This is a genomic window from Porphyromonas sp. HMSC077F02, from assembly GCF_001815465.1.
GTDB classification, from domain to species: Bacteria; Bacteroidota; Bacteroidia; order Bacteroidales; family Porphyromonadaceae; genus Porphyromonas_A; species Porphyromonas_A somerae.
In genome coordinates, this window is sequence record NZ_KV820688.1 from 23,827 (window position 1) to 36,403 (window position 12,577).

The 12,577-nt window shown below is 50.9% G+C and carries 12 protein-coding genes; 5 read left to right on the forward strand and 7 right to left on the reverse strand.

Features of this window, described 5'->3' with window-relative positions; all coding sequences use genetic code 11:
• On the forward strand, positions 1-183 hold a 183-nt coding region (locus tag HMPREF3027_RS09710; RefSeq protein WP_210400694.1), incomplete at its 5' end, for a hypothetical protein.
• Between the two features lie 49 nt (positions 184-232).
• Here the strand turns inward: HMPREF3027_RS09710 and HMPREF3027_RS09640 are convergent.
• Positions 233-376 (reverse strand): hypothetical protein, encoded by a 144-nt coding sequence (locus tag HMPREF3027_RS09640; RefSeq protein ID WP_210400696.1) that lies wholly within the window; start codon positions 374-376, stop codon positions 233-235.
• Positions 377-596: 220 nt separating this feature from the next.
• On the opposite strand from HMPREF3027_RS09640, the gene HMPREF3027_RS08455 reads away from it, so the two are divergent.
• From HMPREF3027_RS08455 to HMPREF3027_RS08470, 4 genes are read left to right on the forward strand one after another with little or no spacing between them, the layout of a single operon-like run.
• Positions 597-1,883, forward strand: a complete 1,287-nt coding sequence (locus HMPREF3027_RS08455; protein ID WP_070708112.1) for a hypothetical protein — start codon at positions 597-599, stop codon at positions 1,881-1,883.
• Positions 1,884-1,918: 35 nt separating this feature from the next.
• Positions 1,919-2,404, forward strand: a complete 486-nt coding sequence (locus HMPREF3027_RS08460; RefSeq protein WP_244400380.1) for an NfeD family protein — start codon at positions 1,919-1,921, stop codon at positions 2,402-2,404.
• Positions 2,401-3,432: a flotillin-like protein FloA gene (gene floA, locus HMPREF3027_RS08465; RefSeq protein ID WP_018027911.1), complete on the forward strand. Its 1,032-nt coding sequence runs from the start codon at positions 2,401-2,403 to the stop codon at positions 3,430-3,432. Before HMPREF3027_RS08460 ends, floA begins: the two co-directional genes overlap by 4 nt.
• A 52-nt stretch (positions 3,433-3,484) precedes the next feature.
• A complete protein-coding gene (locus HMPREF3027_RS08470) occupies positions 3,485-4,363 on the forward strand; it encodes a nucleoside phosphorylase (RefSeq protein ID WP_070708116.1) in 879 nt (292 codons plus the stop codon).
• An 80-nt stretch (positions 4,364-4,443) separates the two neighbouring features.
• Here the strand turns inward: HMPREF3027_RS08470 and HMPREF3027_RS08475 are convergent, their stop codons facing one another.
• The 6 genes from HMPREF3027_RS08475 to HMPREF3027_RS08500 are packed head-to-tail and all read right to left on the reverse strand — an operon-like array spanning position 4,444 to position 12,397.
• Positions 4,444-6,024 carry a peptide chain release factor 3 gene (locus tag HMPREF3027_RS08475; protein WP_070708118.1) on the reverse strand — a complete coding sequence of 527 codons (1,581 nt, stop codon included), beginning with the start codon at positions 6,022-6,024 and terminating at the stop codon, positions 4,444-4,446.
• Positions 6,011-6,922, reverse strand: a complete 912-nt coding sequence (locus tag HMPREF3027_RS08480; RefSeq protein ID WP_070708120.1) for an SDR family oxidoreductase — start codon at positions 6,920-6,922, stop codon at positions 6,011-6,013. The genes HMPREF3027_RS08475 and HMPREF3027_RS08480 overlap by 14 nt, the downstream gene beginning before the upstream one ends.
• Entirely contained in the window at positions 6,912-7,478 is a 567-nt protein-coding gene (locus tag HMPREF3027_RS08485; RefSeq protein ID WP_070708122.1) for a DUF4924 family protein, read from the reverse strand. Before HMPREF3027_RS08485 ends, HMPREF3027_RS08480 begins: the two co-directional genes overlap by 11 nt.
• Positions 7,479-7,513: 35 nt before the next feature.
• Positions 7,514-9,904 (reverse strand): endonuclease MutS2, encoded by a 2,391-nt coding sequence (locus HMPREF3027_RS08490; RefSeq protein ID WP_070708124.1) that lies wholly within the window; start codon positions 9,902-9,904, stop codon positions 7,514-7,516.
• Positions 9,905-9,913: 9 nt separating this feature from the next.
• Positions 9,914-11,233 carry an RIP metalloprotease RseP gene (gene rseP / locus HMPREF3027_RS08495; RefSeq protein ID WP_070708126.1) on the reverse strand — a complete coding sequence of 440 codons (1,320 nt, stop codon included), beginning with the start codon at positions 11,231-11,233 and terminating at the stop codon, positions 9,914-9,916.
• A gap of 9 nt (positions 11,234-11,242) precedes the next feature.
• The gene (locus HMPREF3027_RS08500) at positions 11,243-12,397 is read right to left on the reverse strand and encodes a 1-deoxy-D-xylulose-5-phosphate reductoisomerase (protein WP_070708128.1); all 1,155 of its coding nucleotides are present in this window, start codon (positions 12,395-12,397) and stop codon (positions 11,243-11,245) included.
• Positions 12,398-12,577: the final 180 nt, after the last annotated feature.

Genomic DNA, 12,577 nt, shown 5'->3' on the forward strand with positions numbered 1-12,577 from the left:
GATTTGTCCTTGGAGGTTAGTTATGCACTCCGTGCAACAGCCTCCTTTTCCATAGATGCCCCGATAATTTCCACTCACAAGACTATTCTAATGCGTAACCCATGGCGTAACCTCTGCACAATTTCGGCAGGGGTGACGCTTTCTCAGATAAAGATAAACGCCTCCATAAATGGGCTAGCGTAGTAGAGCAAAAGTGGAGATGCAACTAACCGATTGCTTAGTTGCATCTCGACTAGTGCCCTTGTATGGTGTTGGATTTCAGTTGATTGTAAAGAGACTGTTGCACGAAGGCGATCTGCTGCGTTGCTTTCGGAATTCGGGCCTCGGTCACGTACGTAAGTACGCTCCCTTCGTCCTCATCCTCAGCGCCTTGCATCTCATCCTTAGTGCAAAGTCTCAGCACATTTGAAGCAAATGTGCGAGAATGGCACTTTGTGCAACATTCTCTATAAAGGGGCATTTTTGCTGTTTTACTCAGCGAGCTTTTCACCTAGTATGGGGAGGTGGAGTTTGTGGTCGGCTGGTGTATTGGCTCCTTGTGAGATTGGTGTAAAATAGGTATCTTTGGGGATATAAGATAAGTTGTGTAGAGAAGGATGAAAAGAAACCTATTGATATTGGTGCTCTTGGTATGGAGTGTGGGCTTGGTGGCAGAGGAGCCACCTACGAGGCCACTCTCTCCGTACGACCAAGCGGTGGTCGCCTATCGTGAGGGCCGTTATGCCGATGTGGAACATTGGTACCATTCTCTTTCACGTAGAGATCAACGCCGTGCGGAGACTCTGAGGCTGGCAACGCTCTCGGCGATCAATGATTACCGGTTGGAGACGGCTCGGGAGCGACTGGAGCAGTATGAAGGGCTTCGGCTGAGAGGGGAGGAGGAGCGTGCCAAGCGTGGCGAGGGAGTGGCGCATCTGGAGCTGGTGGAGCGATTGCTCTCCAATAGCCGTGTGGTGGCGACACTAGATACCCTTGTGGCACCTCGTGCAGAGATTTGGAAGCGTTTGCAACGTGAGACAAGCTATCTCGGTGAGGTGCAAGAGGATGCCTATCTTTCGCCTGATGGGAAGAGCCGTTGGCAGGTGGGGAGTGATGCGGATAGTGTGCCCCTCTTTTATATCTATCATCAATTGGGTGATGGGCGTTGGGACGAGGCAAACCCCGAAGTGGTCAGGGTGAATGGACTTCCTGAGGGGTGCCAAATTAGCTATCCCTTTGTGGGGAGTGACGGTACTACGATTTACTTCTCCTTGGAAGAGGAAAAAGGGGAGGTCCCTCAACATACTTTAGGCGGTAAGGACCTCTATGTGAGTCGGTACGACCGAGCACAAGGGGTGCTTTTGGTGCCTACGCAACTGATGCTGCCTTTCAATAGTCCGATGGATGACTTCTGCTACATTGTGGATGAGGAGCAGGACGTAGGCTGGATGGTGAGTGGCCGAGAGGCGTGGGGGGATAGCCTCCGTCTGTGGTGCTTTGCCCCTAGCACGTTGGCTCGCTACGAGGGGGAGAATCTCCGTGAAGTGGCGAGGTGGCTGACCCCTGAATTGAAGCCCCGTAAGCGAGGAAATATAGTTGCTAGTCCAGCTCTAAGGAACCGTGAGGAGCCGCTCTTTTGGGTGGGAGACGATGCGATCTATAAGCAGAGGTTGCAAGGGTCTCGGGTACCGGAGGGATTGGTAGCAGAGTACCTGAAGGTGCAGGAGCTTTTGAAGGAGTGTGAGGCCTCTTTGGAGGCGTTAAGACTACAGCTGGGTGGGGGTGGAACCGCGACTCAGTTGAAGGAAGAAGTGCTTTCGCTGGAGAAGGAGAGTGAGGGGTATCGGACTCGGCTTTTTACACTTCGTAATGAGATCATTCGGCTTTGGAGGGGTGGTGAGTGATGAATGGATATTAAACTACTTAAGAGCTATAAATTATGATGTTGACGTTCTTGGTCATTTTGGTAGCTGTGGTGACGGCAGCACTGGTGCTAGCGGAGATTTTCTTTATCCCAGGGCTGGGACTTATGGGCATCATAGGTGCAGGAGGATTTATCGCTATGGAGTACTTCTTATTTGCAGAGGGTATGGTGAGTATGGCCATTTTCTATGCACTGCTCTCGGTGGTACTCTTTGTGGTTGGGTTTTACCTGCTGAGCCGCAACAAATTTATCCAAAAGGTGGCTCTTAAGGATTCGGTTGATGAGGTGGCGGTAAAGCTTCCTGAGGGGGTGGAGCGTGGTGCCTATGGGGTGGCGGAGAGCCGGCTAGCCCTTGTGGGTACTATCCGCCTTGGGGGTGAGACCCTAGTAGAGGCGGAGTCGGAGGAGGGTTTTATCGATGAGGGGGAGCCGATAGTTATATCTGATATTCGGAATAATAAGGTCTTTGTAAAACGAAATAATAAAGAGCAAAAGTTATGAATCCAATTTCTCCAAGTCTGATAGGGATAGTGATAGCTATAGTAATAGCCCTGATCCTTATCGCTCTATTCCTGAGATACTTCCCGATCCTATTGTGGGTATCGACACGTGCCTCGGGAGTGCGTATCTCGCTATTACAACTCTTCTTGATGCGTATCCGTAATGTGCCACCTCATGTGATCGCTAAGGCGATGGTGGAGGCACACAAGGCGGGACTCGACCTGACGCGTGATGAGCTGGAAGCGCACTACCTCGCTGGTGGCCATGTGGAGCAGGTGGTGCATGCCCTTGTTTCTGCCAATAAGGCCAATATTGACCTCTCCTTTAAGATGGCGGCGGCGATTGACCTTGCAGGTAGAGATGTATTTAATGCAGTGCAGATGTCGGTGAATCCTAAGGTGATCGATACTCCTCCTGTAACCGCTGTGGCAAAGGATGGTATCCAATTGATCGCCAAAGCACGTGTGACGGTACGTGCCAATATACAGCGACTGGTGGGAGGAGCTGGTGAAGAGACGATTCTCGCCCGTGTAGGTGAAGGTATTGTGAGCTCTATCGGTTCGAGCGAACGGCATACGGTAGTGCTAGAGAACCCCGATTCTATCAGTAAGCTGGTGCTTCGGAAAGGACTAGATGCTGGTACCGCCTTTGAGATCCTCTCTATTGATATTGCCGATATTGACATTGGTAGAAACATCGGTGCGGTACTGCAGATGGATCAGGCTCAGGCCGATAAGAATATCGCCCAAGCTAAGGCCGAGGAGCGCCGTGCAATGGCGGTGGCTCAGGAGCAGGAGATGCGGGCTTTGGCTCAGCAGGCTCGTGCTAAGGTGATTGAGGCTGAGGCGGAGGTACCTCTCGCCATGGCGGAGGCGTTCCGTAGTGGTAACCTAGGGATTATGGATTACTACAAGATGAAGAATATCGAGGCGGATACCTCGATGCGTGAAGCAATTGCTGGTCCTACGGGCAATGAAAAGGAGCATAAGCCTATGGGAGCTATTGACGAAGATAAGAAGAAGAAATGATGAACTTGGTGCTGGAAGTTACCCTTGCCAAGCACCTATTAAATAAAGTATTATGAGTAAATTTATTATACCAGAGTCGGAATTGATCATCAATAATGATGGCACTATTTTCCATCTCCATTTGCGTCCTGAGGATATCTCGGATAAGTTAGTGATTTGTGGTGACCCCTCGAGAGTGGATATGATTGCTTCGCACTTTGATAGTGTGGAGGTCAATGTCTCTAGCCGTGAGTTTCACGCCATCACTGGTACCTATAAGGGGAAGCGGATCACTGCCCTTTCGCACGGTATCGGAAGTGATAACATCGAGATTGTGCTGAATGAGCTAGATGCACTTGCCAATATTGATTTCAAAACGCGTACTGCCAAGGATGAGCATAAGGAGCTTACGATTGTGCGAGTTGGTACTTCGGGAGGTTTGCAAGACTTTGCCCCTATCGGCTCTTTTGTAGCTGCCAATTATGCGATTGGCTTTGATGGGGTATTGCACTTCTATGCCGATCGGGATAAGGTGTGTGATAAGCCTTTTGAAGCGGAACTGATGAAGCAATTGGAGTGGCAGATTGATGGGCTGAAGCCTTATGCTGTCCCAGCGCCAAAGGATATGATTGAGCAGTTTGTGACCCCAGGTGGTGTAGTGCCAGGAGCAACGATTGCTTGTAATGGTTTCTATGCACCACAAGGTCGTCGCCTTCGTGGTCAACTAGCGGATCCTAAGCTCAATGAGAAGATCATCAACTTTGAGCACAATGGGGTGAAGCTGACCAACTTCGAGATGGAGAGCTCGGCATTGGCGGGTTTAGGTGCTGTCCTAGGGCACCGAGTGCTGACTATCTGTACGATTATTGCTGGTCGTAAGAGCGAGACGATGAATACCGAGTACAAGGGCACCATTGAGGGCCTAGTACAGCTAGTGCTTGACCGTATCTAAAGCGACTAAAGGTACTATATAATAGAATCCCCGACCTATCCTATGATGGGTCGGGGTTTCTTATGAATGCTGTTCGCTAGTTAGAACTCGCTCGTGAAGTGGAAGGTGATATCGGGGAACTCCTCCTTCGCCATATTTAGTAGATAGGCACTATCGGCAAGGTAGACATCGCGTCCTTGCGTGTCCACCGCCATATACTGCATCTTGCGTTTCTTAAACTCCTCAAGCACTTCGGGTTTGTCGCAAGAGAGCCAGCACGCTTTGTAGAGGTTGATTGGCTCCCAACGACAGCTCGCTTGGTACTCGTGGAGTAGTCGGTACTGAATCACTTCGAACTGCAATTGCCCTACGGTACCTACAATACGGCGACCGTTGAAGGCGTTGGTAAACATCTGTGCTACCCCTTCGTCCATCAGCTGAGTCAGTCCCTTCTGAAGTTGCTTCTGCTTTTGTGGGTCGGCATTCTCAATGTACTTAAACATCTCTGGTGAGAAGCTAGGCAGTCCCTTGAAGTGGAGCACCTCCCCCGAAGTGAGGGTGTCGCCAATCTTGAAGTTGCCAGTATCGGGAAGACCTACAATATCCCCCGCAAAGGCATCATCAACGATCTCCTTTTTCTGTGCCATAAATGCGGTGGGCGAGCTAAAGCGCATCTGCTTTTTGTGCCTTACGTGGGTGTAGTACTTATTCCGTTCAAACTTACCCGAGCAGACCTTTACAAAGGCGATACAACTGCGGTGGTTGGGGTCCATATTGGCATGTATCTTAAAGATAAAGCCGGTGAAGGGCTCCTCATAAGGGTCTACCAATCGCTCTTCAGCTTTGGTAGCTCGTGGAGAAGGGGCGATACGTACAAAGGTATCCAGCAGCTCTTTCACACCAAAGTTGTTGAGTGCTGAGCCAAAGAAGACAGGTGCAAGAGAGGCCTCTAGATACTCCTGCTCATTGAGTTCTGGGTAGACTCCCTCGATGACCTCAAGGTCATTTTTCAATCGCTTTGCCTGTGCTTCGCTCAGGTGGTTGAGCAGTTCGGGTGAGTCGATATCTACCTCTATACGCTCCGAGACATGCGACTTATCGGCGCCCGAGAAGAGTTCTAGCTCCTTGTCATAGATGTTGTAGACTCCTTTGAAGCGGTCACCCGAATCGATAGGCCAGGTGAGTGGGGTGGTGGCGATCTGCAACTCTTGCTCTACCTCGTCGAGTAGGTCGAAGGGGTCTTGCGACTCACGGTCCATCTTATTCACAAAGACAATCACGGGCGTCTTACGCATACGGCAGACCTCCATCAGTCTCTTAGTCTGTAGCTCCACACCTCTTGCACCGTCAATCACGATAATTACCGAGTCCACGGCAGTCAGCGTGCGATAGGTATCCTCGGCAAAGTCTTGGTGACCAGGGGTATCTAGGATATTTACCTTGTACCCTTCGTATTCAAAGCCCATCACAGAGGTGGCCACAGAGATGCCTCTCTGCTTCTCAATCTCCATCCAGTCGGAGGTGGCCGACTTGCGTATCTTATTGCTCTTCACCGCCCCTGCTACGTGTATCGCTCCTCCGAAGAGCAGTAGCTTCTCGGTGAGTGTCGTCTTACCAGCATCGGGGTGTGCAATGACGGCAAAGGTTCTTCTTCTTGATATCTCTTCCTTATTGTATTTCATCAGTTGTTCCTTGAATGTCGTAATTGTAAATCTCCTGTAGTCGCTCTTGCCATGGGCGGATGAGGGTGGGGTAGAAATGTGCTATCTTCTCAGTCGAGAGGGCACTAAAGTGTGGGCGAAATGCAGGGAGTGCCCAATCTGCTTGGGTACACTTTCCTACGGTTACTAAGGTATCAGGTGGTAAAAGCTCCACAATCTTGCTCGCAAAGGTATGCCTAGAAGCAGGTCCAACGTCCGCAACGTGGTAGATGCCGAAAGGCAATGGCCCTTGCTTTTCACTCGCGATCTCCAAGATAACCTCTGCCAAGGTAAAGACAGAGGTAGGAGTACTCACTTCATCCGTTACCACCCTAAGCGGTTTACCCGCTTGGGCATTGCTTAATATGCTCTTGTAAAAACTCTTGTGTGGCCATTTGGCAGGACCATAAAGCCATGAGGTACGAAGAATATAGGCATTTTGCTTGTGGTAGTGCACCGCATACTCGCCGATCAACTTGGTGAGCGCGTACCTATTGGCCGGCATCGGGATATCCTCCTCTTTGTAGGGCTCCTTTCGTGGCGTTCGGTCACCTCCAAAGATATGGTCGGTACTGATATGTATCAGCGGTATCGTGCCGAGGGTATTGGCCAGAGCCAAAGGTATTGAGGTATTGGCATGGAGCGCCTCATCGTACTGGCTTTCAGCAGCATCAACATTGGTAAAGGCGATACAATTGACCGCTATATCCGGTTGGTTCTTTGCCACAAAGTCAGCAATCTCCTCCTCGCTAGAATAGTTGAGCGTCTCCCTTGTGGTGGGGAGTATCTCCAGCTCTGGGTAGTGCTTTCTAGCCACCTCCTGAATGGCCGTGCCCAGAAGCCCATTAGCTCCTGTGAGCCAAACCCTCTTACTCCTCATCTTCCTCCTCCCCACTAAGTTGTAGGTTGCCCTCCTCTACCTCGCGAAAACGATCGGCAAGCATAGCTAGAAAAGTGCTGAATTGTTTGATGGCCTCCGTTGTCGCTTCGGTCACCTCCTCGCCTCTTGCTTTGAGCGTTAGATAACCGTAAATGCCCACAAAGCAGGTCTCCACCTCGCCCATCTGGTCGGTGCCAGTCAGGTCGCGTAGCTGTATGATGCTGGGAAGTGTCTGGAAATAAACCGATGAGTAGAGTGTCTGAGTTGGCTCCCTTAGTAGTTTGCCCGAGAGCTCCTGAAGCGAGTCCATCAAGTCGTTGAGCTGCTGCAAGTGCCCCACCTCGATAATCCCTTCAGCCTTCATGGCATCGGCGAGCTCTAGGTACCAGAGTAGCACCTTTTCCATCATCGGCTTCTCTAGTCGGTACCCCTCGTGTACATACTCAGTGATGCGTGTGAGGTCAAAGTCAAGTGCCCTGATGGTATCCTCTATCTGCCACATATAGAGGATGTATTCCGCTACATTTTCCTTCCTTTTCTGTTCTGCTACTATCATAATCTATTAACTTCTTTGTGCCTATAAAATGGAGCTTAGTTATCCCTAAGTGTGATGACGGTAATCCCAGCACCGCCTAAGTCTACTAGCTCATCCTCAAAGTGTGCGATCCTAGAATCCTGTCGAAGGTACTCCCTAATCGCCTGCTTTAGTGCTCCCGTTCCGGTGCCGTGCAAGATGCGGATAGGGTTGTACCCAAAGTGATTGGCATCGTCAATAAACTGAACCACTGCCGAAAGGGCTTCATCCACCCGCATTCCTCTACAATCGAGTTGAGGCTTGAAATTGAGCCGTCGTTGGCTCGACTGCTGTTCAATCACCTGAGGCCTCCGTGCGACGAGGTCAGAGGTGGCTCGTTCTGTTGGCTGTAGCTTGCTGGAATCTACCGTCATGGTGAGGTTGCCTAGCCGCACACGTGCTTTCTTACCCTCAATAGCCACCACCTCGCCTACTTCATTGCCATTGCCAAAGGTCACGCGACTTCCCTCCTTGATCGGCTCCCTCTTGGTGAGGGCTGGTACCGCCTTTTTCTCTGCCTGTCGATTGAGATGAGACTTCTTCCGCTCCAGCTTTGCCCTCGCCTTTTGGGTTGGCTCCTTTTCTGCCTTTGCTTCTTTGATCTCCCTAATCGTTCGCTCCACAGTTGCATTGGCACTATTCACTATTTCAAGTGCCTCCTGCTCCGCTTTCGCTAGCAGGCTCCGCCGCTTTTCCGAGAAGTTGTCTAGCCGTTCATCCAGCTTACTCTGCTTCTCTTGTAGCTTTCGCTCCTGCCGCTTTACCTCCTCCCGTTTCCGCTTCCAATAAGCCTTATCCCGAATAATATCCTGTAGGTACTTATCTTGATGCAGATAGTCGCTACCCACCAATTCACTGGCATAATCAATGATCTCGCCAGGCAAACCAATCTTCCTCGCCACCTCTAGTGCAAAAGAGCTTCCCGGCTGACCGATAAATAGCTGATAGAGTGGCTCAATGCGTCCTCTATCAAAAAGCATCGCCCCATTCACCACCCCTTCGTGAAGCTCCGAGTAATCCTTGAGGTTGCCGTAGTGCGTCGTAATCACCCCATAGCAACCCATCTGCCGAAAGCGATCCAAGAGTGCCTCGGCAATCGCACCTCCAATCGTGGGCTCTGTTCCCGAACCAAATTCATCAATCAGTATCAAACTCTCCGAGGTGGCCTCCCGCAATACCCGCTTCATACCCTGTAGATGGCTAGAGTAGGTGCTGAGGTCGTTTTCGAGCGACTGAGCATCGCCGATATCTAGGAATATCTGGTCAAAAAGGGTGCAAATGCTATGATCCATCATAGGCACTGCCAATCCGCACTGGAGCATATACTGGAGCAGACCAACCGTCTTGAGTGCAATCGACTTACCGCCAGCATTGGGACCAGAGATGATGAGCAATCGCTGCTCCTTATTCAGTTTCAAAGTAAGCGGTACCAACTCCCTATTGAGTGACTTCAAGTGTCGCTCTAGTAGCGGGTGCCTAGCTACTTGCCACTCCATCTCGCCCTCGGTAGAGAGTTGAGGAATTACCGCCTCCATCCCATTGGCGAGTCGCGCCTTAGCCCCATTAAAGTCCAGAATACCTATCCCTTGGCAATTGCGCTGGAGCATCGGCATATCCCTCCTCACGAAGTTGCTAAACTCCCTAAGTAGTCGCACGATCTCTCTCTGCTCCTCACTTTGCTTCTCGCGGATCCGATTGTTCATCGCCACCATCCGCTCCGGCTCCATATAGAGCGTGCGTCCTGTAGACGACTCCTCATGCACGATGCCACCGATCTCTCGCTTTGCCGAAGGGATAATGGGGAGGAGCAAACGCCCATCTCGCATAGCTGGTGTGGCATCTTTCTCCACCCAACCAGCCGCTTTGGCCTCTCTAAGGATGCTCTGCATTGTTTGCCCAATCGAGCCTTGTAACTGTCGCAGTTCGCTCCTAATCGCCCTTAGCTCCTTGCTCGCTGTATCCTTGATCTCCCCTGCATCATCAATCAGGTTGTGTAGCCTTCGTCGTAGATCCACCAGATCGTCCAACCCCATGGCTAGCTCTGAGAGGTTGGGGTAGTCTTCATTCTCCGCCAACGCCCTCTTCGTCTCCACTACCGCATTGAGTAGCTCTCGAAGTGGCCGTAATGACTCCACCTCGAGGTAACTCCCCTCCGGACGAAGAGAGCGGAGGGCATCTCTAAGCGGGCCAAACCTAAAGCTAGGGATGTCCACACCCGATGCCGTGAATTGGATCATCTCACCGAGCTGTTCCAATCGGCTATGAAGTGCTTTCCCTGCCTGCATAAAGCCCATCTGCTCCGTGAGGTATTGGCTCACCTCATTATCGCAAAGGGCATAGAGATCGTGCCGTAGTGTAGTAAACTCCAGCTTCTGCTCTACTATTTCGAATGCTTTATTGACCGCCACTTGACCTCCCTATAGTAAAAATCTAATCACGTCGTTGATATTGGCATAGAGTACTAAGAGAATCAATAGGATCATGCCAAATATCTGAAGCCTTGTCTGCCACTTGAGTGAGGGGGCTCGGCCAGTGATCGCCTCGTAGATTAAAAACATAATGTGTCCGCCATCCAGCCCAGGGATAGGAAGGATATTCATCACCGCCAATATCACCGAGAGAAAGGCGGTCATCGCCCAAAAGGCGTGCCAATCTATCGTGGAAGGGAATAGGCTTCCTAAGGTGCCAAAGCCTCCAAGGCTCTGTGCCCCTTCTGGGGTGGCTACATACTTCAGTTGGTCGGTGTAGTTAGTCAATTGCTTGCCCGCCTCCCGTACGCCTACGGGGATCGACTCTAGTAGCCCATACTCTAGTTTTTCGGTCTTGAATAGTTTCGTTGGGGGTGTAAAAGCGATACCAATCCCTTGCTCCTTATCTACATAGCTGCGGATCTCTTCTTGAGCACCTCCGCGTATGATAGAGAGGGAGATGGTATCCCCTCTCAGCTCCTTGATCTTGGGGAGTACCAGAGAAAGCCGATCCATCGCTTCGCCATTGATCGCTACAATCTCATCATCACGCTGAAGCCCTGCTGCAGCCCCTGCACTACTCGGCACAATGGAATCGATGCGAGCTGGTAGATCCATGGCGAAAAAAGGCTCTTTGCTCGCCAATACTGCCCTCATAAAGTCCACAGGAATGGCCACCTCTACCCGCTTGCCTTCACGCTCCACGGTGAGGGTCTCCCCATTGGCAATCTCTTGCAGAATGGAGCCCTCAAAGTAGGCGAGCTCTTTGCCATCTACTGCTACCGGGAGGTCGCCATCTTGCAATCCCATTTGATGCCCTACGCTGGAGTACTTCAAGCAGCTATCCACCTCCTTCATCGGTAGCTTCTCCACGCCCCAATGGTAGGCAATGCCACCATAGATGAGCATGGCTAGTAGCACATTGAAAAGCACACCCCCCACCATCACGAGGAACCTTTGCCATACTGGCTTGCTCCTAAATTCCCAAGGCTTTGGCTCACTCTCTAGCCCCTCCAAAGCCAGAGACTCATCCACCATGCCATTGATTTTGCAGTAACCGCCGAGAGGCAACCAGCCCACACCGTATTCAGTCTCGCTTCGCTTTGGGCGGAACCGAAAGAGTGCTTTGCCCCCTACGTCGAAGAATAAGAAAAACTTATCCACTCTGATCTTGAAAAGGCGAGCAAAGAGGAAGTGCCCCAATTCATGTACCGTTACCAGTATGGATAGAGCCAGTAGTAGCTGTATTACTTTTAGTAGTATCCCCATATTTTTAGTCTAAATTCCTTCGTACCACGCTTGCGCAATGGCTCTTGCTTGGCCATCTGCCTCCGCAAGGATTGCTAGGCTAGAGGCATTTCGCTCAGGAGCCACCTCCATGGTATGCTTGATGATGCGTGGAATATCTGTAAATCGTATCTTCCCTTGCAAAAAGCGCTCTACCGCCACCTCATTGGCTGCATTCATGGTGCAAGGACTAGTACCACCCCTTTCAAGGGCTTCGTAGGCAAGTGAGAGGCAAGGGAAGTCTTCTCGGCGTGGTGCTTCCAGAGTGAGGTGGCTCATCTGCTCCACTGTGAGTAGTGGGCGAGCTCCCTCTAGCCTTTGCGGATAAAGCAAGGCGTAGGCAATCGGGTGCCGCATATCGGGGTAGGAGAGCTGTGCTTTGATGCTGCCATCTCGGTAGCCCACCATAGAGTGGATGATGCTTTGGCGGTGCACTACCACTTCAATGGCACTAGCTGGCACATTGAATAGATGGTGTGCCTCTATCATCTCCAATCCCTTATTCATCATAGTGGCGGAGTCAATGGTCACCTTAGGTCCCATATTCCAGTTGGGATGCTTTAGAGCCATCTCGGGGGTCACCTCGCTAAGTGCTTCCTTGGGCAGGTCTACAAAGGGACCACCCGAAGCGGTGAGATAGATCTTCTCCACCGCATTCATCTGCTCCCCTTGTAGGCATTGGTAGATGGCGGAGTGCTCCGAATCTACAGGGAGGATTAGTGACCCATGCTGCCGACAAAGTTGCTTGATCAATTCACCTGCTACCACCAGAGTCTCCTTATTGGCAAGGGCAATGGTACGACCACTCTCTATGGCACTGATGGTGGGCTCTAGCCCGGCAAAACCTACCATAGCGGTCAGCACCATATCGGCATCAATTGATCCTGCTAGCTCTACGATCGCCTCCCTTCCTGCTAGTACCTCAATATCTAGCCCCTTGAGGGCTTTCTTCAGCTCCTTTTCGTGTGCTTTATTGCCAATAGCGACTACCGCGGGGTTGAACTTCTTCGCCTGCTCTACCAAGGCATCCACACTATTATTGGCCACTAGGGCGTGTACCCTTAGTTGATCCGAATGTTGCTCCACCACTTCGAGGGCTTGAGTGCCTATGGAACCAGTAGAGCCAAGTATCGTTACACTTCTCATATCTTTCTATACTATTTGCCCCAATCTATAAGGCAAGCACAAAGTTACCAAATTCTCCCGACCTATCTAGTTCATCGTTTGCCCTAAAAGGCAGATTGATATTCTAGGTGAAGGAAGGGTAATCCGACTCCGATTTATGATGAAAAAAACGAGGGGTAAAGTAAGCAAAAGTTGAGATGC

Bases quoted from the DNA above. Each gene is read 5' to 3' on its own strand.
- HMPREF3027_RS08485 (WP_070708122.1), bottom strand. From the start codon at position 7,478: ATGATAGTAGCAGAACAGAAAAGGAAGGAAAATGTAGCGGAATACATC.
- HMPREF3027_RS08500 (WP_070708128.1), bottom strand. From the start codon at position 12,397: ATGAGAAGTGTAACGATACTTGGCTCTACTGGTTCCATAGGCACTCAA.
- HMPREF3027_RS08475 (WP_070708118.1), bottom strand. From the start codon at position 6,024: ATGAAATACAATAAGGAAGAGATATCAAGAAGAAGAACCTTTGCCGTC.
- HMPREF3027_RS08470 (WP_070708116.1), top strand. From the start codon at position 3,485: ATGAGTAAATTTATTATACCAGAGTCGGAATTGATCATCAATAATGAT.
- HMPREF3027_RS08480 (WP_070708120.1), bottom strand. From the start codon at position 6,922: ATGAGGAGTAAGAGGGTTTGGCTCACAGGAGCTAATGGGCTTCTGGGC.
- rseP (WP_070708126.1), bottom strand. From the start codon at position 11,233: ATGGGGATACTACTAAAAGTAATACAGCTACTACTGGCTCTATCCATA.
- HMPREF3027_RS08455 (WP_070708112.1), top strand. From the start codon at position 597: ATGAAAAGAAACCTATTGATATTGGTGCTCTTGGTATGGAGTGTGGGC.
- HMPREF3027_RS08460 (WP_244400380.1), top strand. From the start codon at position 1,919: ATGATGTTGACGTTCTTGGTCATTTTGGTAGCTGTGGTGACGGCAGCA.
- HMPREF3027_RS09640 (WP_210400696.1), bottom strand. From the start codon at position 376: ATGCAAGGCGCTGAGGATGAGGACGAAGGGAGCGTACTTACGTACGTG.
- floA (WP_018027911.1), top strand. From the start codon at position 2,401: ATGAATCCAATTTCTCCAAGTCTGATAGGGATAGTGATAGCTATAGTA.